Origin of the sequence: Bradyrhizobium sp. CW1, assembly GCF_023100665.1 — a bacterium.
In the GTDB taxonomy this organism is placed as follows: Bacteria; Pseudomonadota; Alphaproteobacteria; order Rhizobiales; family Xanthobacteraceae; genus Bradyrhizobium; species Bradyrhizobium canariense_D.
Genome location: NZ_CP064684.1, coordinates 2,321,343 through 2,346,289, shown reverse-complemented (window position 1 = coordinate 2,346,289; position 24,947 = coordinate 2,321,343). Strand labels below are relative to the sequence as shown.

General features: G+C 61.1%; 19 protein-coding genes and 4 pseudogenes. 8 read left to right on the top strand and 15 right to left on the bottom strand.

Annotated elements, in window-relative coordinates; translation table 11 throughout:
* Window positions 1-14 precede the first annotated feature (14 nt).
* Window positions 15-1,316 carry an ABC transporter substrate-binding protein gene (locus IVB54_RS11295; protein ID WP_018460419.1) on the bottom strand — a complete coding sequence of 434 codons (1,302 nt, stop codon included), beginning with the start codon at window positions 1,314-1,316 and terminating at the stop codon, window positions 15-17.
* A gap of 265 nt (window positions 1,317-1,581) precedes the next feature.
* Here IVB54_RS11295 and IVB54_RS11290 point away from each other — a divergent pair.
* A pseudogene (locus IVB54_RS11290) lies at window positions 1,582-2,775 on the top strand (IS256 family transposase).
* Between the two features lie 1,319 nt (window positions 2,776-4,094).
* Here the strand turns inward: IVB54_RS11290 and IVB54_RS11285 are convergent.
* The 12 genes and pseudogenes from IVB54_RS11285 to IVB54_RS11230 all read right to left on the bottom strand — a co-directional run bounded on the left by IVB54_RS11285 (window position 4,095) and on the right by IVB54_RS11230 (window position 13,410).
* A pseudogene (locus IVB54_RS11285) lies at window positions 4,095-5,123 on the bottom strand (Gfo/Idh/MocA family oxidoreductase).
* A 6-nt stretch (window positions 5,124-5,129) separates the two neighbouring features.
* Window positions 5,130-5,576, bottom strand: coding sequence for a type II 3-dehydroquinate dehydratase (aroQ, locus tag IVB54_RS11280; protein ID WP_018460420.1), 447 nt, complete (start codon window positions 5,574-5,576; stop codon window positions 5,130-5,132).
* A 13-nt stretch (window positions 5,577-5,589) separates the two neighbouring features.
* Window positions 5,590-6,336: an amino acid ABC transporter ATP-binding protein gene (locus IVB54_RS11275; protein WP_247361252.1), complete on the bottom strand. Its 747-nt coding sequence runs from the start codon at window positions 6,334-6,336 to the stop codon at window positions 5,590-5,592.
* Between the two features lie 62 nt (window positions 6,337-6,398).
* On the bottom strand, window positions 6,399-7,226 hold the full coding sequence (locus IVB54_RS11270) for a transporter substrate-binding domain-containing protein (RefSeq protein ID WP_247777217.1): 828 nt from the start codon (window positions 7,224-7,226) through the stop codon (window positions 6,399-6,401).
* 51 nt (window positions 7,227-7,277) lie between these two features.
* Window positions 7,278-7,934 (bottom strand): amino acid ABC transporter permease, encoded by a 657-nt coding sequence (locus IVB54_RS11265; protein ID WP_018460423.1) that lies wholly within the window; start codon window positions 7,932-7,934, stop codon window positions 7,278-7,280.
* 12 nt (window positions 7,935-7,946) lie between these two features.
* Window positions 7,947-8,615 (bottom strand): amino acid ABC transporter permease, encoded by a 669-nt coding sequence (locus IVB54_RS11260; RefSeq protein ID WP_007601261.1) that lies wholly within the window; start codon window positions 8,613-8,615, stop codon window positions 7,947-7,949.
* A 51-nt stretch (window positions 8,616-8,666) separates the two neighbouring features.
* Window positions 8,667-9,521 (bottom strand): shikimate dehydrogenase, encoded by an 855-nt coding sequence (locus IVB54_RS11255; RefSeq protein ID WP_247777216.1) that lies wholly within the window; start codon window positions 9,519-9,521, stop codon window positions 8,667-8,669.
* A 15-nt stretch (window positions 9,522-9,536) separates the two neighbouring features.
* Window positions 9,537-10,364 carry a shikimate dehydrogenase gene (gene aroE / locus IVB54_RS11250; RefSeq protein WP_018460426.1) on the bottom strand — a complete coding sequence of 276 codons (828 nt, stop codon included), beginning with the start codon at window positions 10,362-10,364 and terminating at the stop codon, window positions 9,537-9,539.
* Window positions 10,365-10,367: 3 nt separating this feature from the next.
* Window positions 10,368-11,594, bottom strand: coding sequence for a CoA transferase (locus tag IVB54_RS11245; RefSeq protein WP_018460427.1), 1,227 nt, complete (start codon window positions 11,592-11,594; stop codon window positions 10,368-10,370).
* Window positions 11,591-12,061: a MaoC/PaaZ C-terminal domain-containing protein gene (locus IVB54_RS11240; RefSeq protein WP_018460428.1), complete on the bottom strand. Its 471-nt coding sequence runs from the start codon at window positions 12,059-12,061 to the stop codon at window positions 11,591-11,593. The genes IVB54_RS11245 and IVB54_RS11240 overlap by 4 nt, the downstream gene beginning before the upstream one ends.
* Window positions 12,062-12,074: 13 nt before the next feature.
* Window positions 12,075-12,461, bottom strand: coding sequence for a VOC family protein (locus IVB54_RS11235; RefSeq protein WP_026234029.1), 387 nt, complete (start codon window positions 12,459-12,461; stop codon window positions 12,075-12,077).
* A gap of 4 nt (window positions 12,462-12,465) precedes the next feature.
* Complete coding sequence (locus IVB54_RS11230; RefSeq protein ID WP_026234030.1) at window positions 12,466-13,410, bottom strand: ketopantoate reductase family protein; 945 nt, start codon at window positions 13,408-13,410, stop codon at window positions 12,466-12,468.
* Between the two features lie 102 nt (window positions 13,411-13,512).
* Here IVB54_RS11230 and IVB54_RS11225 point away from each other — a divergent pair, with 102 nt between their 5' ends.
* A complete protein-coding gene (locus IVB54_RS11225) occupies window positions 13,513-14,493 on the top strand; it encodes a LysR family transcriptional regulator (RefSeq protein ID WP_247777215.1) in 981 nt (326 codons plus the stop codon).
* A gap of 1,446 nt (window positions 14,494-15,939) precedes the next feature.
* Here the strand turns inward: IVB54_RS11225 and IVB54_RS11220 are convergent.
* The gene (locus tag IVB54_RS11220; protein ID WP_083926605.1) at window positions 15,940-16,446 is read right to left on the bottom strand and encodes a hypothetical protein; all 507 of its coding nucleotides are present in this window, start codon (window positions 16,444-16,446) and stop codon (window positions 15,940-15,942) included.
* Here IVB54_RS11220 and IVB54_RS11215 point away from each other — a divergent pair.
* The 5 genes and pseudogenes from IVB54_RS11215 to ligD all read left to right on the top strand — a co-directional run.
* Window positions 16,442-17,131 (top strand): annotated as a pseudogene (locus IVB54_RS11215) (Hsp70 family protein); the annotation flags it as partial. The gene IVB54_RS11220 and the pseudogene IVB54_RS11215 sit on opposite strands and share 5 nt — an antisense overlap.
* 91 nt (window positions 17,132-17,222) lie before the next feature.
* Entirely contained in the window at window positions 17,223-17,810 is a 588-nt protein-coding gene (locus IVB54_RS11210) for a histidine kinase dimerization/phosphoacceptor domain -containing protein (protein ID WP_051113080.1), read from the top strand.
* Complete coding sequence (locus IVB54_RS11205; RefSeq protein ID WP_051113081.1) at window positions 17,807-18,184, top strand: ATP-binding protein; 378 nt, start codon at window positions 17,807-17,809, stop codon at window positions 18,182-18,184. The genes IVB54_RS11210 and IVB54_RS11205 overlap by 4 nt, the downstream gene beginning before the upstream one ends.
* Window positions 18,185-18,698: 514 nt before the next feature.
* Complete coding sequence (locus IVB54_RS11200) at window positions 18,699-19,325, top strand: NYN domain-containing protein (RefSeq protein WP_018460434.1); 627 nt, start codon at window positions 18,699-18,701, stop codon at window positions 19,323-19,325.
* A gap of 232 nt (window positions 19,326-19,557) precedes the next feature.
* Entirely contained in the window at window positions 19,558-21,375 is a 1,818-nt protein-coding gene (gene ligD, locus IVB54_RS11195) for a DNA ligase D (protein ID WP_018460435.1), read from the top strand.
* Window positions 21,376-22,950: 1,575 nt separating this feature from the next.
* Here the strand turns inward: ligD and IVB54_RS11190 are convergent.
* Window positions 22,951-23,607 (bottom strand): Crp/Fnr family transcriptional regulator, encoded by a 657-nt coding sequence (locus tag IVB54_RS11190; protein ID WP_240543263.1) that lies wholly within the window; start codon window positions 23,605-23,607, stop codon window positions 22,951-22,953.
* Between the two features lie 253 nt (window positions 23,608-23,860).
* Here IVB54_RS11190 and IVB54_RS11185 point away from each other — a divergent pair.
* A pseudogene (locus IVB54_RS11185) lies at window positions 23,861-24,619 on the top strand (IS110 family transposase); the annotation flags it as partial.
* Window positions 24,620-24,947 lie beyond the last annotated feature (328 nt).

Below are 24,947 nucleotides of genomic sequence, written 5' to 3'. Positions count from 1 at the left end.
GACGATGATCTGGCCTACTGCTTGAAGGTCGGAACGTCCATTTTAACGAATTCCGGCTTGAGCGTCTTCAGCCACTCGACCGAGCGCACGCCCGCCGGATTGGTGATCACCTTCGGATCAAAGATCATCATGTTGTCGAGCAGTTTGAAGTCATAGCCCGGGAAAGACTTGGTGACGCCGACGAGCTGCGCTTCCAGACCTTGGTTGTCCTCGGGCCTCAGCGTGATCGGCCGGCCGAAACCGGTCGCGAACTCGGTGCCGGAGGTTGCGTCTACGACCTGCTCCCGTGTCGGCCAGTTGCCGCCATTGGCCTTGATCGCCTTGTCATAGGCAGCTTGCAGCGCCGTGAAAGCCTGCGCCATGTGGTAGACGGGGTAAATCGGCCAGGCGCCGGTCTTTGCCTTGAATGCCTCGGCAAACGCCTTGAAGGCCGGATCGTTCTTCTTTTCAGGATGCAGGAACCAATGATCGCCACGCGCGCCGACGATCAGGCCTTCCGGCAGATCCTTGCCCAGTCGCTGGATCGAGGATTCGCCGATGCCCAACACGAAGGTCGACTGTTGCAGCAGGCCGCGTTGACCGGCCTGACGGACCAGCGTGTCGAGATCGCCGCCCCAGGAGGTGGTTAGAACGACATCCGGCCGCAATGCCAGTAAGCGCGAAACTTCGGTGGAATAGTCCGGCGCACCGAACTTCGGAAAAAGCTCCGCCAACACCTGAACGTCGGGCTTCAGCGCCTTCAATGCGGTGGAGAAGATTTCCCAGCTTTCGCGGCCCCACGCGTAGTCCTGATTGACGACCGCGATGGTCTTAAAGTCGGGCTTTGTCTTAAGGAGATAGACGAGCACCGCCAGCATCTCCGGCGTGCCGTTAGCCTGCGTGCGGAAATTGTAGCGATATTTCTTCGTCTCCAGAATAGAAGCCGCACCGCAATCCCACATAAAGTTCATGACTTTGAGGTCTTCGGCGACCGGGACAAGCTGATTGCAGCTGCCCGAGGAGATGGAGGCGAAAGTCACGTCGACCTTTTCGTCTTGCACCATGCGCCGGTAGTTCGAGACCAATGCCTCGCCGCCGGCGCCTTCATCGATGAAAGACAGTTTTACCGGTACACCGCCGATTCCGCCCTTCTTGTTGAGGTCTTCTGCAATCATCTCGGCCGCGGCCTTTGCCGGTACGCCGAATACGGAAGCCGGTCCCGACAGGAAAGTGGTGATACCGATCTTGATTTCCGGCGGCTTGCTCTGCGCAAGCGCAGCGCCCGTAAAAGCTGTGATGACTAGACCGGCTGCAACTGCGGCTTTCAGCAAAAGCATTTGAATCTCCCCATTTTTAACTTGCGTTGACCGGGCGGCCATCGCGATTTTTCTTGCCGCGACGCTACTTATAATTCTGAAATATTGCCAGCACTTACTAGTTGCTGGGGTCGTGTCCCCGGTGGTGGTGTAGCTCGGTAGAGCAAAGCCGCCCGGATGCGCGCCTTCAAATAGCGCCGTAGCGGGCGGGCAGCTTTGCGGTGGTCACCGGCAGTTCTCCGGTAGGATCGGGTTGCGACACGCCAACGCAACCGAGGAACCACCGATGACCGAAGACATGATGAACCTGCGCACGCTCGTAGAGAAGACCCCCGACGCCGATCTGCTGCGCGAGATGATCGGCTTTGCCGCCCAGCGCCTGATGGAGCTGTGGAAGGCCAGACCGGGGCGGCCTACGAAGAGAAGAGCCCCGAACGCCTGGCCCAGCGCAACGGCTACCGCGACCGGATCTGGGAGACCCGCGCCGGCGCGGTTGAGCTGCACATTCCCAAGCTGCGCGAGGCTCCTACTTCCCGGGCTTCCTGGAGCCGCGACGCATGGCCGAGAAGGCGCTCACCGCCGTGGTGCAGGAAGCCTATGTGCAGGGCGTCTCGACCCGCTCGGTGGACGACCTCGTCCAGGCCATGGGCATGACCGGCATCTCCAAGAGCGAGGTCAGCCGGCTGTGCGGCGAGATCGATGACAAGGTGAAGGCCTTCCTCGCCCGTCCGATCGAGGGCGACTGGCCGTATCTGTGGATCGACGCCACCTACGTGAAGGTGCGCCAGAATGGCCGCATCGTCTCAGTCGCGGTGATTGTCGCGGTTGGCGTCAATAGCGACGGCCGACGCGAGGTCCTCCGCATTGGCATCGGCCCTTCCGAGGCCGAGACGTTCTGGACGGCGTTCCTGCGCCAGCTCGCCCGCCGCGGCCTGCGCGGCGTCAAGCTGGTCGTGTCCGACGCCCACGAAGGCATCAAGCCCACCGTGGCCAAGGTGCTCGATGCCAGCTGGCAGCGTTGCCGCGTCCACTTCATGCGCAACGCGCTGGCGCATGCCGGCAAGAGCGGGCGGCGCGTCGTCTCCGCCTTCATCGCCACAGCGTTTGCCCAGGACGACGCCGAGGCCGCGCGAACCCAGTGGCGCAAGGTCGCCGACCAGCTCCGCCCCAAGCTGCCCAAACTTGCCGGCTTCCTCGACGAGGCCGAGACCGATGTGCTCGCCTACATGACCTTTCCGCACAGCATCGGACCAAGCTGCACTCGACCAACCCGATCGAGCGTCTCAACGGCGAGATCAAACGGCGGACCGAGGTGGTCGGCATCTTCCCCAACGATGACGCCATCACTCGCCTCATCGGCGCGATCCTGCTCGAACAGAATGATGAATGGGCCGTCCAGCGTGCCCGCTACATGGCACTGGAAACCATCGCGCCGTTGAGCGATGATCCGAGCGTCAGCATCACGGCTATCGCCAGCTGACCAGCCCGGCTCTCCAGCCGGCGAACGCGGTGACCCGCCGCCAGCTACACCACGCCACGGGACACGATCGGTGCTGGTGGGAAGGGCTTCCGCGGCTCGACAGTATATAATGAGATTGGTTCAGTATGCTCATGAACCTTACCGACCGTCCCACTTGCCCCCACTCGGAGCGGTTATCGACTGCGAAGCGTGAATGCGCGCTTGGCTACGTATGCCTCTGGAGAGAGAAGTGATCAATTTAAAGGGTGTGGTTGCACTCGCTTTCAAAGCGAACGCGCTGTCGCATCACCACTGTCCCCTGTGAGCCCTGCCGCGCATGCGATAGCAATCGTTCGACAGAGCCGTTTAGCAATTTCGAGTTCCGTTTTCCGCTTCTGCAGAATAGCTATCGCCATCGCAGAGCCAATAGTCGTCGAGCGGTTTGAAACCGTCAAAATTCACTGCCACCCCCACTGTCCAGTGGTGATCGAACCGGTCTCTGCCAATCGTCTCCACGGAAAAAGGTAATTTCTGCGGTTTGGGCTGGAGACTTTCGACGACTTCTCGCCAAGGTTGCCGGTTTCAGAGGAGCAGAGACTTTAGAGAGCCGCACAAAAATCCCGTAAAATGCGGCACTTTCAGCCAATACGGTCCCACTCTCTATAATTGAGTGACTGCTTGGCTGCGGCGGGAGAGATCGAACCTCCGAATGGCGGAATCAAAATCGCCGATGCACAAATCGGTCTATCGGCGCTTCGAGACCGGATCGGTTCTCCTCTATGACCGCATGGCGGCTTATTGGCCAGACAACATAAGAGTTCACATCGACTTCAAGCACTATTTCGGTGGAGGCGCTGCGCGGCTACCCAATGCGTCGCTGATGAAATTGAACAGAAGTGGAGAATGCCGGCTATGTCGGGCGGCTCTGATCTACATACAACATCAAGGAAGTGGTTCTGCCGGACGGCCTTCGAGTCGCCTTGGCCTCCGTCCAGACGGACAGAGTAGATCACAATGCCGAGAGTGGACTCGCCGGCTGGCCGTCAAGAACACCGTTTGAAAAACCGTTTTAGTCCGTCGGTCTCAAACGGTTTCTCTTGCTAAGGTCTTGATTTATTTGGTGGGCGCACCAGGGCTCGAACCTGGGACCCGCTGATTAAGAGATAGCGACGGGTAGAGAACAATCAATGACTTACCAATCGCACCACTGGGTTTATCCGGCCGAAAACGGGCCTTCGTCGCAGGATCATAGTGCTCCCAGCATTGTCTATCAGCGGCACCTTGATGGTTCGCCAAATAAAATATCGATACTTCAGCGTAGACACCTGTGCTTACCAGAGTCAAAACGACACGAGATCTCCGGTTTCCGCTGCGCGCTTGACCGCGTCGATCACCCTGAGCGTTTTTAGCCCTTCGCGCCCGCTCACCACAGGCGTGGCCGTGCCGCGGATAACGCCACAGAAATTTGCGATCTGCAGGCCAAGCGGGTCTTCTTTCTCGAACCTCAGCCGCTCGCGCTCGATCCCACCAGCTGGCCTTGCTCGGGTGATGCCACAGATCGAGTTGCGGAATGGCCAGCGATGCCCTCGTGCCGCCGATCTGGTAGCAGGTCTCCAGCGTATGCTGTAGGCCGGATTCTCTCCGGTGGTGAATTCCCAGCTCCAAGGCGACTGGATGGTATCGGAGACATTGACCGTTCCCAGCGCGCCGGACGCGAAGTGCAGGATGATCACCGCGGTCTCTTCGACCGCATTTCCACGCAGCCGATTGGATTGGGCAGCCTGTACCGCCACGATATCCCCGCACAGGTACCGCAGCAGGTCGACATCGTGGATGAGATTCACGAAAGCGGGACCCGCTCCTTTCTCGCCGCGCCAGGGCACTTCAAAATAATCGTCCGGCTTGATCAGCCAGAACATGCCATGCACTGACACGATCTGACCGAGCCTGCCGCTGTCGATCTCCGCCTTGGCGCGCTGGATCATCGGGTTGTGGCGACGGTGGTGGCCGGTTAGCAGCGGCACGCCCGCCCGCTCGGATGCTTCGACCAACGTCTGTGCCGCCACGATATCATCCGCTAACGGCTTCTCGATCAGCGCCGGGATGCCCGCAGCGATACAATCCATGCCGTTGGCCACGTGCATCTGGTTGGGGGTGGCGACAACCACCCCCTCCGGCCGGTTTTCAGAGATCATGTCCTGAACGGACGAAAACCAGTCCACCTTGAGCGATACCGCCAACTCCCGTGCAACCGGCATCGGATCGACGATTGACGATAAGACCGCCTCCGGCCGCGCGAGAATATGTTCAATGTGTCGCTTGCCGATGAGACCCGCTCCCATGACCGTCAGGCGGACGGGTGCACTCATACGATTCTATCCCTTCTCATCGAGCAGCTTGGCCAACCGACGCAAACCGAGCAGATAACCCTGAGTGCCGAAGCCTGCAATAACGCCATCAGCTCGTTTGGAAACGAACGAGCGGTGGCGGAATTCCTCGCGCTTGTGCACATTGGAAATGTGCACCTCGATTACTGTCCCCTCGAACGTGTTCAAAGCGTCTAGGATGGCGACCGAGGTATGGGTGAAAGCCGCGGGATTCATGACGATGCCGACAGCCGTCTCGCGCGCCTCGTGGATCCAGTCGATCAGCTCGTATTCCCTGTTCGACTGGTGAAAGCGCATCTCCAGAGCCAGCTCCGTGGCTAGCCCCCGACAATCTCGCTCCACATCCGCAAGCGTCTCGTGGCCATAGATGTGGGGCTGACGCTTGCCAAGCAAATTGAGATTTGGCCCGTTGAGGACGTAGACAAGACGGCTCATGGAATAACTCCGTTCAGTGATGGGCGAGGATCTCGCCAAGGAACTGCTTGGTGCGAGCGTGCTGCGGATTGCGGAAGAAAGCGTCGGGCACACCTTCTTCGATGATCTGCCCTTCAGCCATGAAGATGACACGGTCGGCAACCTGGCGGGCAAAACCCATTTCATGGGTGACGCAAATCATGATCATGCCGTCGTTGGCGAGGCCAATCATCGTGTCGAGCACTTCCTTGACCATTTCCGGATCGAGAGCCGAAGTCGGTTCATCAAACAACATGACCTTGGGCTGCATGCAGAGAGCACGCGCGATCGCGACACGTTGCTGCTGACCGCCCGAGAGTTGCGCCGGATACTTCTCGGCCTGCTCGCCAATGCGCACCCGCTCGAGATATTTTCGCGCGCTCGCCTCCGCTTCGGTCTTGCTGATGCGGCGCGCGCGAATGGGCGCGAGCATGCAGTTCTGCAAGACCGTCATATGCGGAAAAAGGTTGAAGCTCTGAAAGACCATGCCGACGTCCTGGCGTACGACATCGATGGCTTTGATGCTGTCGTCAAACCGATGACCGTTCACCACGATACTGCCCTGCTGGATTGCCTCCAGGCGGTTGATACAGCGTATCAGCGTCGACTTGCCCGAACCGGACGGACCGCAAAGCACGATCTTTTCCCCTCTGCGCACAGTGAGGTCAACGTTGCGGAGAGCCTGATACCCGCCGTACCATTTCTGCACGCCCTTCATTTCGATCAGGATCTGGTCCTGCATGGATTCGGCCTCCGTTATCGGACGGCGGCCAACGCGCCCAGCGCGTCGGCCGCTTGCAGTGACTATTGAACTGTGAACGGAACGCCGGGGACCGAGTCGGGGAAGACCGGCACGGGCGCCTTCATCCACTTGGCGTAGAAAGCGGCCAATTTGCCATTGGACTTGATCTGGTCGACGAATTTGTTCGCCGTCTCGTTCCACTCCTTCTCTCCGAGGCGCGTGCAGGCCCCGTTGTACAAGGCGGTGAAGTGAAGCTTGGGCTCGAACCCAAGTTCCGGCTTTGCAGCGTTCAGACGCTGCGGGTAGAAGCTGTTTGCCCCGACCGCCTGCACCTGACCCGAGAGCAGTGCCTGGATCGTGGCCGCGTCATCATCAAACCTGCGGATTTCGGCGCCCGCAGGAGCATTATTGGTTACCTGGGTGTCCTGCGTGGAGGAGCGTGGGACGCCGATAACGTACTTCCCCATATCGGCGTTACTGTTGATCGGCGTTGCCTGGGCAGCGACAAGTGTAATCTCATTGGCAACATAGGGTTTGGAATATTGTACCACCTTCGCACGCTCGGGCAGCATGGCCATGGTCGCGAACAGAATGTCTACGCGGCCTGTGGTCAGCGCCGGAATACGATTGGCCACCGCCAGCGGGACGAACTCGGCCTTCACGCCGAGATATTCAGCGAAGGCACGCCCCATGTCGGCATCGATCCCATCCTGCTTTCCTGAGCTATCGACATAGCCCCAGGGCGGATTATCGCCCTGAATGCCGATGACGACGACGCCCTTCTTCTTCACGTCCTCCAGAGTGCCCGCCTGCGAGCCGCCTGCGACAACGATGGCCGACAGCGTCAGCAGCGTAACGTCGAGTTGGCGGCGATTGAGCGAAAACAACATGAGTATCTCCTCCTGGTGATGGCTGTGTTTGATTGAGTAGGTGCGCCGAACCTACCTTTGACCGGCCAGGGCGAGCCTGGCCTCCATCCGACTGCCCCACCACGAGAGTGGCCAGCAGAGGATGAAATACATCGCGCCGACCACACCGAAGACGAGCAACGGCTGGTAGGTCTGGTTCGACACGATTTGACCGGCGCGGGCGAGTTCGATGAAGCCGACGATGGCAGCGAGCGAGGTACCCTTGATGAGCTGCACGAGATAGCCAATGGTCGCCGGCAGCGCGATGCGAATGGCTTGCGGCAGCACGATGTCGCGCATGCGCGCGGAATAGTGTAGACCGAGCGCCATCGCGGCCTCGGTCTGACCGCGAGGCACGGCCTGGATTGCGCCGCGCCAGATCTCGCCCAGAAAAGCCGAGGCGTTGACGGTGAACCCAATCGCGACCGCAACGAATGCTGACAGCTTCAATCCGAGGAGCGCCAAGCCGTAATACACCACGAACAGTTGCAGCAGCAGCGGTGTCCCCTGGAAGATTCCGATATAGATCCGAACTATCCATTCCACGGTCGTGCGACCGCAGGTGCGCAACAATGCGACGACCAGGCCGGCGGTACAGCCACCGACGAATGCAACCAGCGTCAGGAGTACCGTCCATTGCAGACCACGCAGGAGGAAGCCGAACTCGGGAACGCCGAAATGCGGTGTCATGATCTGTGCTCCTCAGCGCGTCGGATATGAGAAGAAGCGGTGAGAGATGATTGCGAAGCCCGCCATCAGCAGCCAGGAGATCGCGAGGTAGAGGAAAGTGACGAAAAAATAGACCTCGAAGCTGCGGAATGTGTCGCTTTCGATTCGCTGCGCGACCGACGTCAATTCGTAAGCCGACACAGCCGAACAGATCGACGAGGTCAGCGTCAGCATGATGAACTGTCCCGTGAGCGAGGGATAGATCGCGCGAAGCGCGGGCTTGAGTACGATGGAACGGAATACCTGCCCTTTGTGCAGTCCGAGCGCGTAGCCAGCCTCGATTTGCCCTTTGTGAATCGATTGCACGCCGCCGCGGATGATCTCGATGGCGTACGCGCCTCCGTTGACGCCGAGTGCGATAATGGCCGTGGCGGTCGGATTGAGCTTTACCCCGACGAGCGGCAGTGCAAAGAACAGAAAGAAGATCTGCACCAGGAACGGCGTGTTGCGCACGATTTCGACGAAGCCGATCACGATGGCGCGCAACCAGGCCGCCTTCGCATCGCGGGCCGCGACGCCCGCGACGCCGATGATCATTGCGAGCGTCATGCCAGCAAGCGCCAAACCCAACGTCCCCACGCAACCCCACAGCAACGCGGGCATTGCGTGCCAAACCACCGAGAAATCGAGCGTGTAGCCCATCTTGCGTTTCCTCTCGGGCGTTGTGCGTGCCGCTCGCCCATCGGCCGGGTGTCACCCTCCCAGGGATGCGAAAGTTGCGAAGAAGACGTCTGGATCAGGCGAGACGCCCGTGAACAGGCGGAACGCTTCGGTGCCCTGGAAGATAGCCATTCCGCCACCATCGACCGTGCGGCAGCCGAGGGCCCGCGCCGCGCGCAGCAGCGCGGTCTCCAGCGGGAAGTAGATGATCTCGGCAACCCAGAGACCGGAACACAGCATCGCCAGCGGCAGCGGCGTTCCCGGATATTTGTCCATGCCGATCGGCGTCGCGTTGACAATTCCGTCTGCGGCCGCCACGGCGGCGGCAACATCCTGGCCGACCCTCAAGCGCCCTTCTACAAATCGAGCGGACAAGCCGTCGACCACGCTCTGCGCCTTGGCCAGGTGGACGTCTATGATGGTCAGTTCCTGCACGCCAAGCTTCATCAGCGCGAAAGCAACCGCCGCACCGGCGCCGCCTGCGCCGAATTGCACGACGCGACCAAGTGGTGCACCTTGCATGTTGCGGCGGAAATTCTCCGCGAAGCCGAACCAGTCGGTGTTGTGGCCGGTCATTCGGCCGTTCCTGACGACCACGGTGTTCACCGCACCAAGCGCCTCGGCGTCGGGCGAAAGCTCGTCCAGCAGTGGAAGGATCGCCTGCTTGCAGGGATGGGTTACGTTCAAACCGTCAAAGCCCATCCGCCTTGCGGCCGTGAGCAATTCCGGCAATGCTTCGACGCCGAGGTTCAACTCGGTCAGATCGATCTTCTTGTAGAGATAGCGGATGCCAGCGGCGTCGGCGGCCGCTTCGTGCATGGGCGGCGTGCGAGACGCCGAGATGCCGCTGCCGATCAGGCCGACGAGAAAGCCGGGTTTGCGATGCATTGTCGGCGTCGTCCGTCAGCTCAATGGAACAGTCAATTCGGCGATGACCTGGGCCGTGCTCGGTCGCACGCCGCGCCACCAGACGAAGGCTTCCGCCGCCTGCTCGACCAGCATGCCGACGCCGTCAGCCAGTTTGGCCACGCCTTCGGCGCGGGCCGCTTGCAGAAAGCGAGTCAATCCTTTGCCATAGGCAAGTTCGTACGCCAGCTCCGCGCCCTGGAAGACATTCCCCGGAAGCGGCGGCATTTCACCTCGCAGGCTGGCAGAGGTCGCGTTGACCACGACGTCATAGCCCTCGGCAAGGTCCGCCAGTTCAGCGTAGCCGCTCACCATCAGGGGACCACAGCCGGCAAACTCTTCGGCCAATGCCACGGCTTTGGACAGCGTTCGATTGACGAGAACCAACTCGGACGGTTGCTGGCGCAGGAAAGGCAGCAACGCGCCACGCGCCGCTCCCCCGGCGCCGAGCATCAGGACGCGCCGACCGGCCATTTTGACGCCGAGATTGGCAGTGATGTCCTGCACCAGCCCTACCCCGTCGAAATTTTCGGCGATGATCCGGTCGCCCTCGAATTTCAGGCAGTTTGCGGCACCTGCCCGTCTGGCGCTCTCTGAAAGCTCATTTGCATAAGCGAAGGCATCGAGCTTGAAAGGGGCGGTGATGTTCAGCCCCTTGGCACCCTCTGTCCGGAATTGGTCGACCCGTCGGCTGAAGCCATCGATAGGTCCCTCGATCGCCTCATAGACGAGATCCTGTCCCGTCATTCTGGCGAAAGTGCCATGGATCAAGGGTGATTTGCTGAAGCCGATCGGATTGCCAATCACCGCATAACGATCGCTCATCGCTCACTCCCGCACTGCAGCTTCGTTGTAAAGCACGCCGTCGCGCACCATCGCGTCGACGGCTTCGGCCGACAGTCCCAGCGATGCGGCAATGCGGCGATTGTCCTGCCCAAGCAGTGGCGCCGGAGTACGCACCGTAGTGTCGCAATCGGAGAACCGGAACGGCAGGTTCGGCAGCGTTACCTTGCCGAGCACCGGATGCTCCTGCTCGACCAGCATGCCGCGCGCATGGATCTGCGGATCCCTCGCGACCTCTTCGATGGTCTGCACGGGAGCGGACGGCACACCTGCTTCCTCGAGTGCCGCAAGACACGCATCCCGAGACGGCTGTGATAGCGTCCAGTTGCGCACAATCTCCATGGCTTCAGCATAATGGGCGTTCCGCGCGGCGGGCTTGGCGAAACGCTCGTCCAATGCCAGCGTGTCTCCTCCAATCAGGCTCGCCAATCGTCGCCACGCATCATCGACTTGCGCAGCGATGACAAGATTGCCGTCCTTGGCCGGAAAGACCCCGTAAACGGTCGAGTCCGGCTGTCCGCTGCCGGTTTGCTTCGGCAGGTCAGCGCCGCCCGAGAGGAAGTAACGCTGAACCGCATAGTCGTGCATCGAGACCATGCAATCGTACAGCGCCAGATCGATATGTTGGCCGCGCCCGGACGACGCACGGCCAACCAGCGCCGCATTGATAGCAGCGACGCCATGAATGCCAGTGTACATATCGGCCAGCGGCATCCGCAGCAGTGGCGGCGCTTCGCCGGGATTGCCCAATTGCGCCAGGGCCCCCGACATCGCCTCTGCGATCAGGCCGAAGCCCGGACGATCGGCATAGGGACCGGTGTGACCATAGGCGGAGACCGAGCAATAGATCAGCTTCGGATTCCGCCCCGATAGCGCTTTGTAACCAAGCCCGAGACGTTCGAGTGCGCCGGGTCGGTAATTCTCGATGAAGACATCGGCTGTGTCGACCAGCTTCATCATCATGTCGAGACCACGCTTGTCGCGCAGGTCGATGCAAAGTCCCTGCTTCCCCATATTCTGCTGTAGGAAGTAGCCGGATTGTTCGTCCTTGAAATATCCATGGGCCCGGCCTGCGTCGCCGCCCTTTGGACGCTCCACCTTGATGACCTCCGCGCCCATCGCGGCGAGGCAACGGCCCATGAACGGGCCGGCCAGGAAATGGCTGTAGTCGATGACGCGGACGCCTTTGAGCGGCAGATCTTGCGCGGTCATGCGCGCTCTCCCGCGACGCCGGTCTTCGGGCGCATCGGAATCATCAGCCGATGCTCACCGAGCTGCACCACTTCGCCGCGCTGATTAATCAGCTCCGAGGGCAGCACCACGATGCCCCACCCGTCCCGCTTTGTCTCGCGCATTGAACCCACGCGGAACTTCACGTGCACGGTGTCCCCGAGCTTGATCGGCAGCTTGAAATCCCACGTCCAGCCCAGCGACATTCCCGGGAGGAAGCGGTAGTAGGCACGGGTCTTCAAACCGTCGGCCAGCGACAGACCAAACAGCCCGTGCGCGACGCGCGTGCCGAACGGCGTTGTCTTCGCGTACTCCTCGTCGACATGGACCGGCGTGAAATCGCCCGTCAGTTCGGCGTAGGCATTTACCATTCCTTCTGTGACCGTCACCGGTGGCGTAACGCATTCATCGCCGACCTTGGCATCGTCCCAGTAGCGCTCATCTGTCATATCGCGTCTTCCTCTAGGCACGGGGATTGATCGCCAGGGCGGCTTCCACGGCGCCTGCGCTGGCTTGCAAGATTTCGACGTTGAGCCCGCCCGGCAGCTCGAGCCAGTTCGGCCCGGCGGGCAACGCCTTGGCGCCCCAGGCGGCGGCACGGGTGAGTACACCTTCGTAATCGTCGACCATGATGCCGAGATGGGCGAGACGCCCCTCTGGTCCGACGAAATTCGGATCTTCAATGAGTTGCACGCTTCCGAGCACCCAAACCTGACGCGGGCGCGTACCATCGGCGGGTTGCTCATCGCGATTGGCGAGACCAAGCACCTCACGAAAGAAGTCGACGTGACGATCAACGTCCGGCACACGGATCGCGACGTGTTCGACATAAGCGCGGGGCAATGACATTGTCTCAAGACCTTCCAGGATAGTCGCTGCGGGCGTATTCGATGCCTTTGACCAGCGCGACGAGGGTGGAATTGACGGGGGTCGGCACGTTGAGCCTGGCGCCCCAACGCACGACGGAGCCGTGGATGTAGTCAACCTCGGTCAGATTGCCGGACTGCAAGCTCTGCAGCATCGACGTCTTGAACTCGGGCGGAAGTCCGGCGGACGCCATCGTCCAGGCGCGTCGCGGATCGGTAATCGAGATCTTCACGCCGGCAGCTTGCGCAACCGCGATGCCCTCCGAGATTGCGGCCAGCGCGCAATCTTCCAGAACTGGCAGCGAATACAGGCCGCCATAAGTCAGCCCGGTAACGGCGGTAATTCCTCCTCCGGCGACGTTGATGAACAACTTGTCCCACATCGTGCCCAAGATGTTGTCGCTGAGCCGCGTGAGAATTCCGGCGCGATTAAAAGTCCCGGAGATTAGCTGCGCACGTTCCGTCAAGCGACCGTCAAGCTCGCCGATGATGGTCTCCTTGCCGAGGACCCCGGAACGAACATGACCAGGGCCGAGCAGCACACCGCCGACGTAGGTCTTGCCCGCCATGACCCGGTCACGACCAACCTCCTCCGACAGGATGTCCTCGTGACCAAGACCGTTCTGAAGCGACATCACGACCGTCCGCGGCCCGATGATCGGCGCCGCGGCACGGATGGCATCCCGCGTGTGGTAGGATTTGACGAGGACAATGACGAGGTCTGCCTCTACGCCAACCTGGGTCGCGGAAGTGCACGCAGTGACCTTCACAACGGTCTCGGCGCCAACTTCGAGCACCCGTAGGCCGCCGGCATTGATAGCGTCGACATGAGCCTGGAACGGATCGATCAGCCAGACCTCGGCCCCGCCGCGCGCCAGCGTACCGCCGATGGTCGAGCCCAAGGCTCCCGCTCCGATAAAGCAGATCCTCATCCGAACGCTTCTCCCGCGCCATTCTCGGCGTTGGAAGCACGGTAGCCGGCCGCTCGATATTTACATATATTATGATCTTTATAGCAATTATTGTGAATCGCAATGAAGCACCAGGATCCCATCGAGACCAACCTGCTGGACCCGCGCCTGCTCAGGCTGTTCGACGCATTGTTCGCAACGGGTAGCGTCACCAAGGCAGCCGAGAAGCTCGGTCAAAGTCAGCCGACCATTTCGATCTGGCTGGCCCGTCTGCGAAAGGAATTAGACGATCCGCTCTTCGTCCGGTCAGCAGACGGCATGCTGCCGACGCCGCGCGCGGAGGCTCTGATCGGCACGGCGAGGCAGGCGCTGGAGATGCTGCGTCGCCTGGCCGAGCTTCGCAGCGACTTCGATCCGACAACCGCGAAACGCCGTTTCGCCATTTGCATGACGGATGGAAGTCACGTCACGCTGCTTCCCTCCATTCTCGCTCAGGTCCGTCGCGTTGCGCCTGGCGTTCGTATCGAGGCGACACAGATCGGCCCCGACACCCCAAGAATGCTGCAGTCCGGAAAGGCCGATCTGGCGCTCGGCTACATCTCGGATCTCGACGCGGGACACTTCCAACAGGCACTGTTTCCGCAGGATTGGGTCTGCCTGGCGAGCGCGAAACATGCCCGGATCCGCGACCGCATCACGGCAAAGGATTTCAGGCGTGAGGCACACGTCCTCATTCGCTCCGGCACCGGGCATCAGTTGCTCGCCGGTGCGCTGCAGGAGCAGAAATTAGTCCTAGACGTTGGGCTGGAGCTACCCGGCTTTTTGGGGTTGCCTGCAATCGTCGGGACGACTGACCTGATCGCCACCCTTCCAAGGCACATTGGTGAAACGCTGGCTCACTATTACGGACTGCGCGTGCTCGACTGCCCGCTGGCAATCGCCGGATTTACGGTGAAGCAATACTGGCACGCCCGCTTCCATCATGACCCGGCAAGCCAATGGCTGCGTGGCGTCTGCGCGGAGCTCTTTCAACAGCAGGAAGTGCGGGGTCTATATCGTTCCGGTCGGCCAAGGAAACGAAGGCCACGCGATTTGCAGTCGTAATGGTCCCCGGTAGCGGGGCAACGACCGCGCCCGAGGCCACCGGCCGGGCCGACTGCGGCACGGCTGCAATTCCGCACATGCGCATCTGGACCGGTTGTCCGCTTCGTTCGCCGTAGCACCCTATTCTACGATGAGGGCAAAACACCTGCCCGCCCAGCTTCCACGGTATATGTTCGGATGGAAGCCTCGGAGATAAGCCAGCATGGCCACGCCGTTTAGTTCGATTCTGGACCGAGCCTTAAAATCTGTGTTTCCAAACGCGCCCAAAGTGAAACTGCTTACCGAATGAACTCAACAGCTTGACATCTGGCTGGGGCGGGAGGGATCGAACCTCCGAAGACTCCTACGTAACCCTATGAAAAATCGTGCTTTTCACGCTGCCTTGCTGAGGCTGTAATACACGTCCGTGAGACAATGCGCAAGACGCGCCGCCAATCGATTGTCTTGGTCCGTTGCACCCACCTTGTCGTCCCTAATGCCGTCGGCTGTTCAATCTGGCATGGCGGGAGGGACTCGGACTCCGATCCGAATTCGTGGCCGAGAACAGTAATCGGCACCGCGCGTACGAACTGTGTGTTGTGGCTGAGACAAACGAGGACCTAGAACGACAACCCGCGCAAATTCTAGATGCGAATTTATCGCACGCTAAGTTACACCTCACGTATCCTGCGATCCTCGCCGTGCCTGCCGGCCGCCCGGGCGTTTCGCTCTTGCCCAACACAACGATACAAGTTGGGGGTAGTAACGGGGGCGTCGGCGAGCACCCGCCTACGGCGACACCGATTCAAGAGTATGAGGAGTGACCTTTGGCTGGATCGCGGACCCATCATTTGCCGGTGCGCAGGGGGCGCCCGCCCCCGCGTGATCCTAGGTGGATTCGGGGCCAACTCGCAGACGGCTCCGCCGCACGGCGGCTGAAGGGGCCGCTCGCTGCGGACGCGCCCTCAGAGGTCCTGGATGGCAGCCCAATCATGTTGGGGACGACGGACCTGTGGGGATGCCTGACCCCTCAACGCCTGCGGCAGTTGCTCATCCAAAAGGCACGGCGGCTGACGGCATAGCCAACCCGCTCCCGAGAAGTTTCTGCAGGCAAACTCCTCAGGCTTCGGAAATCTTGTGGAGTAATGAGGCTTGGTGTCCTTCTTGAAATTCCTTGGCTGCTCACTAGTTGCTTGTCGCCCTTCGCCGGCGTTTGGCTCAGACACCCAGCGGCGCAACGCCATTGGAGGTGTATTGGGACTGATACCATTTGACCCCTGCTCCCGCTGTATCGGGAGGATTCTATGCCGAACAAGATCCCAAATGTCAGACAATCCGGCAGTGGGTGTGGCGACCGGCAAGACGCGCTACGCGCTTCGGCGAGTGCCGTCGCCAGAAAGCCACCTCAACCTGCGGCCGCAAAAGGCCTAGCGGCCGAGGAGAGCGTGCAGGTCGAACTTGCGATCGCTATACGCGACCGAGCGAGGTTCTGCGCGACCCGACATTATGCGAGGAGCAGAAGCGAGATCTGCTCCGCCGGTGGGCGTTAGACGCATACCGCCTCGTAGCGTCCGCGAAGCAAGGCATGCAGTCGGATGCGGCCTCGGAGCTCAATGAGGCCATTGATGCGCTGATCGATCTCGACGGCGGCACGGCTCCCTTGTCCAAGCTTCCGACCGTATGCTCTGCAAGACCCGGAGAAAGTGCACGGGCTGCGTGATGCGGAAGCCCGTCCGCCGTCCGATCCGCGCAGTTCACTGAGCTCCGCGCGCCTGAACCGGTTCCAATTTCGAGCACCTTGTCCGTGGACTTCAGTGCGGCCGCTTCGGTCATCAGCGCGACAATGTAGGGCTGGGAGACAGTCTGGGCGTGCGCGATCGGCGGCGCGCCGTCCTCATCGCGCCGGCGAGGCCGATGCCGCTCGTGCCGCGAGCAAGAGATCGAGGAGTTCCAGCACAGGGGCGTCAAGCGCATTATCGATTACCTCGCAGATGAATTCAGGAAAGAAAGTGGCATCGAGCTGCGGAACGACCGCCTGGCGTTACAGCGTCTCAAGGACGCTGCGGAGAAGGCCAAAATCGAGCTGTCGAGTAGCACAGAGACAGATGTCAATCTCCCGTTCATCACCGCGGACCAGCACGGACCCAAGCACCTCAACATCAGGCTGACGCGAGCCAAGCTGGAGGCGATCGTCGACGACCTCATCCAGAAAACCATTCCACCATGCCGGGCTGCCCTGAAGGACGCCGGTCTGGAGCCTGGTCAGATCGATGAAGTCGTGCTGGTTGGCGGCCAGACCCGCATGCCCAAGGTGCAGGAGACCGTCCAGGCCTTGTTCGGGCGCGAGCCGCATAAGGGCGTCAACCCCGACGAGGTCGTGGCCATCGGGGCCGCCATTCAAGCCGGCGTGCTGCAGGGTGACGTGAAGGACGTGCTGCTGCTCGACGTCACTCCCCTGTCCCTGGGTATCGAGACGCTCGGCGGCGTGATGACGAAGCTGATCAACCGCAACACCACAATTCCCGCAAAACGCAGCCAGGTGTTCTCGACGGCAGAGGACAATCAGAATGCCGTCACGGTACGTGTGTTCCAGGGCGAACGCGAGCTGGCGGCCGACAACAAGCTGTTGGGGCAATTCGACCTCGTAGGAATTCCACCCGAGATGCTGTGGCCCTCGAAGACGTCCAGCAGGGTGGTAGGGCCATGTTGACGATGAGCGCATCATACCAATGCGCCGTCCATCGAGCAGGATGCCAGTCTCGAAATTCTTCCGCGGCGACCAGCGCATCTGCTACGCGAACAAGGAATTCGAAACGCTCTTCGGCCAGGACGCGAAAGACTGCGCCGGCAAGGGCTGGTCGATCCTGGCCGGGTTCACGGACGAAAGCGATCCGAACGTCTCGCTGGATCTGGCCGTGCTGAAGGACGGAGGAGAGTTTCTCGGCACCTTCCGGGCGGAGCGGCCTAGACCGCTCCTGGTCGAGGCCTTCTCCGGTCTCATTCAAAACGAGGACGGGACCGAGAACTATCGCATCGCGGCGCTGATCGACATCACCGACAGGGCGCGTGCCGAGCGTGAGGAGTATGCGCGCCGGATCCGCGACAAGGACATCCTGCTGCGCGAGCTGCAGCACCGCGTGAAGAACAATCTTCAGTTGATCGTCGCCCTCATACGGCTCGAAGCACGCAACGAAAGACGGGGCGAGAGGGTCGACTTGCACACGCTGGCCGGCCGCATCGAATCCCTGCATCTGCCCTATCAGGCCTGTCGAACGAGGCCGCCGGCGACGAGGTCGATCTGGGCCATTACCTCAGCCAGATCGCCGCCGCGGTCATGAACACCTGCGCCGTCCAGGGAATTCGGCTCGAGCAGAAGACGGAGTATGCCCCGGTTTCGGTCAACACCGCGCGGTCGGTGGGGCTCGTTGTGAACGAGGTGCTGACCAACTCCTTCAAATATGCCTTCGAAGGCCGCGGCCACGGCGTGATCACGATCGAATGTCTGCGCCAGAGCGAAGACCGGTATCGCGTGGTCATCGCGGACGACGGAGTCGGGTTGCCTGAGGGCATTACATGGCCGATCCCGGGAAAGATCGGCGCGCTGATCGTGCAGACCTTGCGGGAAAACGCGAAACCGGACTTCAAGGTCGAGTCCGCGCCGAACAAGGGCGTTCAAGTGACGATGAACGTCGCTCGACGGGCGATTGCGTGATAACGAGCTGTCGGCCCGCTTGCGGGCAATTTCCCGGGTGATCAGGCGCTTCGGCGCGAGCGACTCCGCGACGGGTCTTCGCGGCCTGCCGAGCGACTCCCGGAAGCGAGCAGCATCAGAAAGAGCGCCCGATTGGCCTGGTACCGGGCAGCCGGCCGGTTGGCTTCCGAGCCTTGCATGATGGTTTGCCCATCAGTCGTGCAGAGACACCATCTGCATGCCCGGCGGCGCCGCCTGAGGTGGATTTCGAAGAGCGGCAATTCGTGCGGCATTCACGGCGTCCCCTACTGCATTGTCTTTGCAGCAGGCTCCTGGTTCAACTGTTCATGAAAAAGGATTTGAAAGCTCGAATTCTTGGATATAGCCTTGCTCCGTCGGAGCTCACGTTCTTGCCGCAACGCAGAATGCGAGTGAGCGGCGGGCCAAGGCCGCCCCGTGCCCAAACTCCATCTTTGAGCAAACCATCCGCCAAGCGGGAGCGGTGCTTCCGCCGGGATCATTCGGGCCTGCCAACATGTCGTCCTCGCCCAGCAAGATTGCCCTGTTCATCGATGGCGCCAATCTTCATGCCACCTCCCGAAGCCTTGGCTTCGACATCGACTACAAGCGCCTTCTGCAGGAATTCCAGAGCCGAGGTATCCTGCTCCGCGCCTTCTACTACTCGGCTGTCATCGAGGATCAGGAATTCTCCTCGATCCGGCCGTTGCTCGATTGGCTTGACTACAACGGCTACACCGTCGTGACCAAACCGACAAAGGAGTTCGTCGACTCGTTCGGACGGCGCAAGGTCAAAGGCAATATGGACGTCGAACTCGCGGTGCATGCCATGGAGATGGCCGGCGACGTCGACGAAATGGTTCTGTTTTCGGGCGACGGCACTTTCCGTTCGCTGGTGGAGGCGGTGCAGCGCCGAGGCGTACGGGTGAGCGTGGTGTCGACCATGGCGACCCAGCCGCCGATGATCGCGGACGAACTCCGGCGGCAGGCGGACGTGTTCACCGACCTGATGGAGCTGCGAGCCGCGATCGGCCGGGACCTGTCCACGCGCCCACCACCCCGCGAGCGCGGCGATGTTCGTGGCCCGCCGCTGCGCGCCGACACGGCGGCGCCGCGTCCAGAGCCCGACGAACTCATCCCGTAACATCGAGCGCACCTGCTCGGGGCGCGGGTTCGGCCTGCCGGTACGATCATGAGCTCCGCCGAAGGCCCGGTGCTCCTGTCGGGAGACCGACGCGCAAGTGGAATATCCTGGTGCAGACGTAGCGCGACCACCCGGTTTCGTCGGATTTGGCCTCCTCGACCTGCCGCGCTGGCGAGGCCGTCAAGCGGCCTCCGCGGAACGGAACGAATCAGCGCGACGGCGTTGAATCGCCATGTGTGCCGTGGCGTTGCGTCAGTCTCGTTGGGGAGTATCGCGTGTCCATGGCGCCACCAAAGTTGCGATTCCTGGTTACATCGAGCCGTGTGATCCCACGCTGCGCGAGAATCCGCCGCGCGGCAAGGACTGGGTCTACGAGATCAAGGCCGACGGCTACCGCGCTCAACTGCACCGGGGAGATGAGGACGCCAAGGTCTATTCGAAGACCGGCCTGGACTGGACGGAACAGTTCTCCTCGATCGCGGTGGGCGCGGCCAAACTCAAAGCAAACAGCTTGGTCATCGACGGCGAGGCCGTGGTGTACGGCAGTGGCGGCCTGCCGGATTTCCAGCAGCTCAGGCGAGAGCTCGGCCCGAAGCAAAGCGAGCGCGTGCGCTATCACGCCTTCGATCTCTTGTACCTCGACGGCTATGACCTGCGTGGCGTCGTGTACGAAGAGCGCAAGCGGTTGCTGCAGCGGCTTCTGAAGGACGCGCCCGAGACGTTCATGTACGTCGAGGCGCTTGCGGGCGACGGCAACGTAATCTTCGAAAAAGGGTGCCAGCTGGGGCTGGAAGGCCTGATCGGCAAGCGGCTCGGCGAGCCCTATCGCTCGGGCCGACAGGAGAGCTGGATCAAGCTCAAGTGCAAGAAGAGCGACGCCTTTCCGATCGTCGCGTTCGTGGAGAAGTTAGGGGCGCGCCCCCGGAAAGTGGCCTCGCTTTACGTCGGCCGGCGCGAGAACGGCAAGCTGCTCTATGCCGGCAAGGTGCGGACCGGCTACACCGAGACGACCGCGCGCGAATTGCGCGAGCGGCTCGATCCGTTGATCCGCAAGACGTCTCCCCTGGACGTGCCAGTCAAAAAGCCGAAGGCGACCTGGGTCGATCCGATCCTCGAAATCGAGGTCCGGTATGGCGCGCTTACCGATGATGGCCTGCTTCGCGAGGCCGTGTTCAAAGGCTTTCGCGATGATCTTGCGGTGCGCAAGGTCAAGGCGCCGCGCCTCGTGCCCTGCGCGGCCGGCCGCCCGAAGCTCGGCGTCCCCAGAGAGAACATCCTGCAGCTTCTGCCCGAAGCCGTTGCACCGTCCAAAGAAGAACTCGCCGACTACTGGCGCAGGGTGTGGAAGAAGGCCCTCCCGCACCTCGGCCATCGCCCGCTCAAGCTGGTGCGCCACGTGCAAGGCACCACCTTCTACCACAAGGGGCCGCTGCCGAAGGACATTCCGGCGGCCGTGCACCAGCTTCGTATTCAGAAGCGGGAGGGCGGCCAGGGAACGCGCCTGTGGGTCGACAGCCTCGATGGCCTCTTTGGTCTCGTCGAGATCGGCGCTGTCGAGCTGCACCCGTGGAATGCGACCGTCGAGGACTTCGAACATGCCGACCGTATCGTGATCGATCTCGATCCCGGCGAGGGCGTCGGCTGGGAGGCCGTCGTGGAGACCGCGCTCGATCTGCGCACGCTGATGAAGTGCGAGGGTTTCGAGACCTGGCCCAAGCTCACGGGCGGCAAAGGAATTCATCTGATGGCGCCACTGGCTCAGCCGATGCTGCACGACAAGGCGCATCGGATCGCGCATCAGCTCGTCTCCGCGCTCGCAGCGCGTCATCCAGACCGCTACCTTCTGTCTGCGCAATCAAAACGTCGCGGCCGCATCTTCCTCGATTATCTGCGCAATGGCCGCGGGACGACGGCGATCGGCACCTATTCCCCGCGAGCGCGCGAGGGATTTCCGATCGCAGCGCCCGTGACCTGGAAGCGCATCGAGAGCGGGATCGCGCCGGACGCCTTCTCCATCGACAGTCCATTTCGCGTCAAGCCAAGGAGGTGAGCCGTATGTCGGATGCATTCGATCTATGGGTGGAATGGCGCCACAAAACTCCCAAGTTCACTCCCTTCAGGTAGGTGGCTGCCGTCCGCGTTGCATGAGTCGCTTGACCGCAGCAATGGTGCGAGCGAGCTGTCTAGGCCAGAGCGACCTACGTGGCGGAGTGACTATGAGAATGTAGAGCAGGTTCAGCAGCAGCCAGCAGCCGACCGCGATGAATATGTATTTCATACAAAAATCCCGGAACACCCGGCGACGACGGCAAAGTCCAAAGCATAAACTTGCGGAGCAGCTTTCTTATGATCGCCCGGCAGTCGGTGATGTAAAAAACGGGAACGAAACCATATAGCGAACTGCGTTACGGCGTCGCTCGAAATAAACAGCCAACAGTGCTGACAGTTTTCTGAAGGGCGCGTAGGCCCCAGCCAGGTTGGGAGAAACAGCCGGGGCCGGTGTCCCATTGCACGTGCCGCAATCGGCCGTAATCGGCACGCCCCAAGTTTCACATGCACAAGCTCAAACTATTTCGCCGGCGCCGTACTAGGGCACGTACTCATGAAGCGGCGGCCGCCTGATGTCCGGTTTGCCGCCAACATCGGCCAAAGAGCGGGTGGGCTCCGAGGTCGCAGATGGGCCAACACCGGAAGTCGAGGAACGACGCCCTGCCCGGCATAGCACCGGCTCACGTCGGAAAACGACGTCGCCACGCCGGACCAGCCGCTGATACACTTCACTTCTGCCGAGGCGGTGGTGAGCGCGGCGTCACGCGTGCCGCTGGCTACGAAGCCGCCGTCGGCCAACGCGTGGAAGAATGCTGTCCTCATACTCGGTCGGCTTGCAACGAATGTTGCTCTCACTCAGTGGTAAAGTTATTCGCGCTGTGGTTGGATTTTCGTTGGCGTTCGGCGCCCTGGAGTTGTTTGACGAAGTTTTCCTGAAACAATGAGTTGCTATAGTCTGTGTTAGCGTGACTTTGTTTTTTCGGGCAGACAATCAGGTCAACCAATCGGCTGTTGAGCTTGGAACTGGTGCAGTCTGCGAACGGGCTCACATCGAAGAGCCGTCTGAAGTGGCTACAATCACGCGAAGATCGCGGTGGAAAGATCTGACACTGACACTCAAACGGTGGGGGTGACGATGCCCGCCATATTCGACCTGCTCTATCGTGAATATTGCCGCGCCTGCCTCGCTGAAATGCGAAAGCAGCTTCTGATCCCAGCTGAACGCCCTGAAGCTCCAGACATGTGGGATTACAATCCTGCGGATCACAGCAGCGACGACAGGACCAACACACCGCACCGAACCGGTCACAGGCGTGCCGAACAGCGGCCCCGAGACAGGCGGCCTCTCCCGGCGCAGCAGTGACAGGCAACAGCTCGGGAGGCAACTATGAACACCCCAGAATGCTACACTGTAACGGTGGCTTGCGTCTCGTGTTTGACCATTATCGGTCTAATGCTTGTCGGGGCGTGGTGAACGTGAGCTACTTATCGCTAGACCGCGACCGTCGGCCGTTACTGAGCCGCAGGCAAGCACGAAGGTCCAGTCAAACAAAGAGCGGCGGCTCACTTTCGCGGATCAGGCGGCCACCAGCTCCTTGTCATACATGCGCTTGATTCTGTGTCGCATCACGGCGTAGCACTCGCAAGCGATCTTCTCGAGCCGCCTTCGGTCGATGTCTAGCATTCCGCGTCGGTCCGATAAGACGCCGCCCGCGGCCTGAAGTCTGCCCATCGTTAGCGTCACGGTCGTTCGGCGGACCCCGAGAAGTTGTGCGAGCGCCTCATGCGTTAGCTGGATTCCGCTCTCTGCGGTGTGGTCGTGAATCTCAAGCAACCATCGAGCCATGCGGCACTCCACCGGATGCACCGCGTTGCAAGCTGCCGCGTTGTTAAGCTGCAACAATTGTGTGCGGAGATGGAGCCGTAGAACACGCCTGATCGTGTCGCTTTGCTCATAAGCAAGCTGCAATTGCGAAACAGGGACCTGGAGCGCGGCTCCAAGGACGTAGGCAGTTGCTGTGACTGGGGAGCGTGAGGGACTTAGGACGGAGAGAGCGCCGACCGCCCCTTCCGAGCCCATGAGAGTTGACGCGACAATGCGTCCGTCCGACATTTCAACTAGGAACGCTATGGCCCCGCTGAGGGGGAAATAGACCAGCTTGAACTCATCTCCCGTTCGCACCAGTACAGTATCAAGGTCGAACGACGTTTTCTGGGTGTAGGGCGCGAGCAAGTTAAGGTCCGCTGGCGGCGTTGCCGCCAGCAGCCTATTCCCAAGGCCATTCTGGAGCGAAATCGCCGGTATTCCTCTCAAGCACGCAGAAACAACGCGGCTCAAACCCTCGCCCAGGAGGCAGGTTCCAATTTACTGACCATTTGTTTTCCGCGTGCCTCGGCTCGAACTTCCGCTAATGGAATGGTCCGGCCGTGCTGCGGCCCTGGCGGTACGAGAAGCTGGCAAGGGCGCCCAAGACAAGGAGCACGCCATGTCTCAGAAACTCGACGCTTCGCCCGCCGTCATCGGCATCGATATCGGCAAGAACTCGTTCCACATCATTGGCCAGAATCAGCGCGGCGGCATCGTGCTGCGGCAGAAGTGGTCGCGCGGCCAGGTGGAAACCCGGCTCGCCAACCTGCCGCCGTGCTTGATCGGCATGGAGGCCTGCGTCGGCGCGCATCACCTCAGTCGCAAGCTGCAAACGCTTGGCCACGACGCCCGCTTGATGCCGGCGAAATACGTGCGCCCCTATTCGAAGGGACAGAAGAACGACTTCCGAGATGCGGAAGCCATCGCCGAGGCGGTCCAACGCCCGACCATGAAGTTCGCCGCAACCAAGACCGCCGACCAGCTCGACCTGCATGCGCTGCACCGCGTGCGCGAGCGATTAGTCGGTCAGCGCACCGGCGTCATCAATCAGATCCGTGCGTTCCTGCTGGAGCGGGGCATCGCCGTGCGGCAAGGCCTGCGCTGCCTGCGGTCCGAGTTGCCGAGTATCCTCGCGACGCGCACCGATGTGCTCTCGCCTCGCATGTTGCGCATCATTGAGGATCTGGCGGGCGACTGGCGCCGGCTGGATGAGCGTATCGAGGACCTCTCCAGCGAGATCGAAGCATTGCCCCGTCAAGACAAAAGCTGCGAGCGACTGATGACGGTGCCCGGCATTGGCCCGATCATCTCGAGCGCGATGGTGGCTGCCATCGGCACTGGAGACGTGTTCTCGAAAGGCCGCGACTTCGGCGCCTGGCGCGTTAGCGCGAAGGGCTTTCCGGTACCTTCGCTTGGCGCTTTTCGAGCTGCTCCTCGACGTAGAGAAGGATCATTCGCCGGGTGTCCTGGTCAGTTATTTTCTGGAATGCCTTGATCAGGCGCAGCATCTCCAGATCATCTTCGATTATTCTGTTCGACATTGCAAAAGCCTCAAGGGAAAAGCAGCAGTCTCAAATCGGGAAAAGTATGCAATATCTCACGTACTACGGGAACATGGAAAATCAGCAGAAAGCTAATCCGTGCCGGCCCGCCGCCGAGCCGGCGGAGGCGGCTCCGGCCATCCGCCTCAGAGCCAAGCTGAAGCC

Excerpts from the sequence above, each read along its gene's own strand:
- IVB54_RS11295 (WP_018460419.1), bottom strand. The coding sequence starts at position 1,316 with ATGCTTTTGCTGAAAGCCGCAGTTGCAGCCGGTCTAGTCATCACAGCT.
- aroQ (WP_018460420.1), bottom strand. The coding sequence starts at position 5,576 with ATGAGCCGTCTTGTCTACGTCCTCAACGGGCCAAATCTCAATTTGCTT.
- IVB54_RS11275 (WP_247361252.1), bottom strand. The coding sequence starts at position 6,336 with ATGCAGGACCAGATCCTGATCGAAATGAAGGGCGTGCAGAAATGGTAC.
- IVB54_RS11270 (WP_247777217.1), bottom strand. The coding sequence starts at position 7,226 with ATGTTGTTTTCGCTCAATCGCCGCCAACTCGACGTTACGCTGCTGACG.
- IVB54_RS11265 (WP_018460423.1), bottom strand. The coding sequence starts at position 7,934 with ATGACACCGCATTTCGGCGTTCCCGAGTTCGGCTTCCTCCTGCGTGGT.
- IVB54_RS11260 (WP_007601261.1), bottom strand. The coding sequence starts at position 8,615 with ATGGGCTACACGCTCGATTTCTCGGTGGTTTGGCACGCAATGCCCGCG.
- IVB54_RS11255 (WP_247777216.1), bottom strand. The coding sequence starts at position 9,521 with ATGCATCGCAAACCCGGCTTTCTCGTCGGCCTGATCGGCAGCGGCATC.
- aroE (WP_018460426.1), bottom strand. The coding sequence starts at position 10,364 with ATGAGCGATCGTTATGCGGTGATTGGCAATCCGATCGGCTTCAGCAAA.
- IVB54_RS11245 (WP_018460427.1), bottom strand. The coding sequence starts at position 11,594 with ATGACCGCGCAAGATCTGCCGCTCAAAGGCGTCCGCGTCATCGACTAC.
- IVB54_RS11240 (WP_018460428.1), bottom strand. The coding sequence starts at position 12,061 with ATGACAGATGAGCGCTACTGGGACGATGCCAAGGTCGGCGATGAATGC.
- IVB54_RS11235 (WP_026234029.1), bottom strand. The coding sequence starts at position 12,461 with ATGTCATTGCCCCGCGCTTATGTCGAACACGTCGCGATCCGTGTGCCG.
- IVB54_RS11230 (WP_026234030.1), bottom strand. The coding sequence starts at position 13,410 with ATGAGGATCTGCTTTATCGGAGCGGGAGCCTTGGGCTCGACCATCGGC.
- IVB54_RS11225 (WP_247777215.1), top strand. The coding sequence starts at position 13,513 with ATGAAGCACCAGGATCCCATCGAGACCAACCTGCTGGACCCGCGCCTG.
- IVB54_RS11220 (WP_083926605.1), bottom strand. The coding sequence starts at position 16,446 with ATGCGCTTGACGCCCCTGTGCTGGAACTCCTCGATCTCTTGCTCGCGG.
- IVB54_RS11210 (WP_051113080.1), top strand. The coding sequence starts at position 17,223 with ATGCCAGTCTCGAAATTCTTCCGCGGCGACCAGCGCATCTGCTACGCG.
- IVB54_RS11205 (WP_051113081.1), top strand. The coding sequence starts at position 17,807 with ATGAACACCTGCGCCGTCCAGGGAATTCGGCTCGAGCAGAAGACGGAG.
- IVB54_RS11200 (WP_018460434.1), top strand. The coding sequence starts at position 18,699 with ATGTCGTCCTCGCCCAGCAAGATTGCCCTGTTCATCGATGGCGCCAAT.
- ligD (WP_018460435.1), top strand. The coding sequence starts at position 19,558 with ATGTGTGCCGTGGCGTTGCGTCAGTCTCGTTGGGGAGTATCGCGTGTC.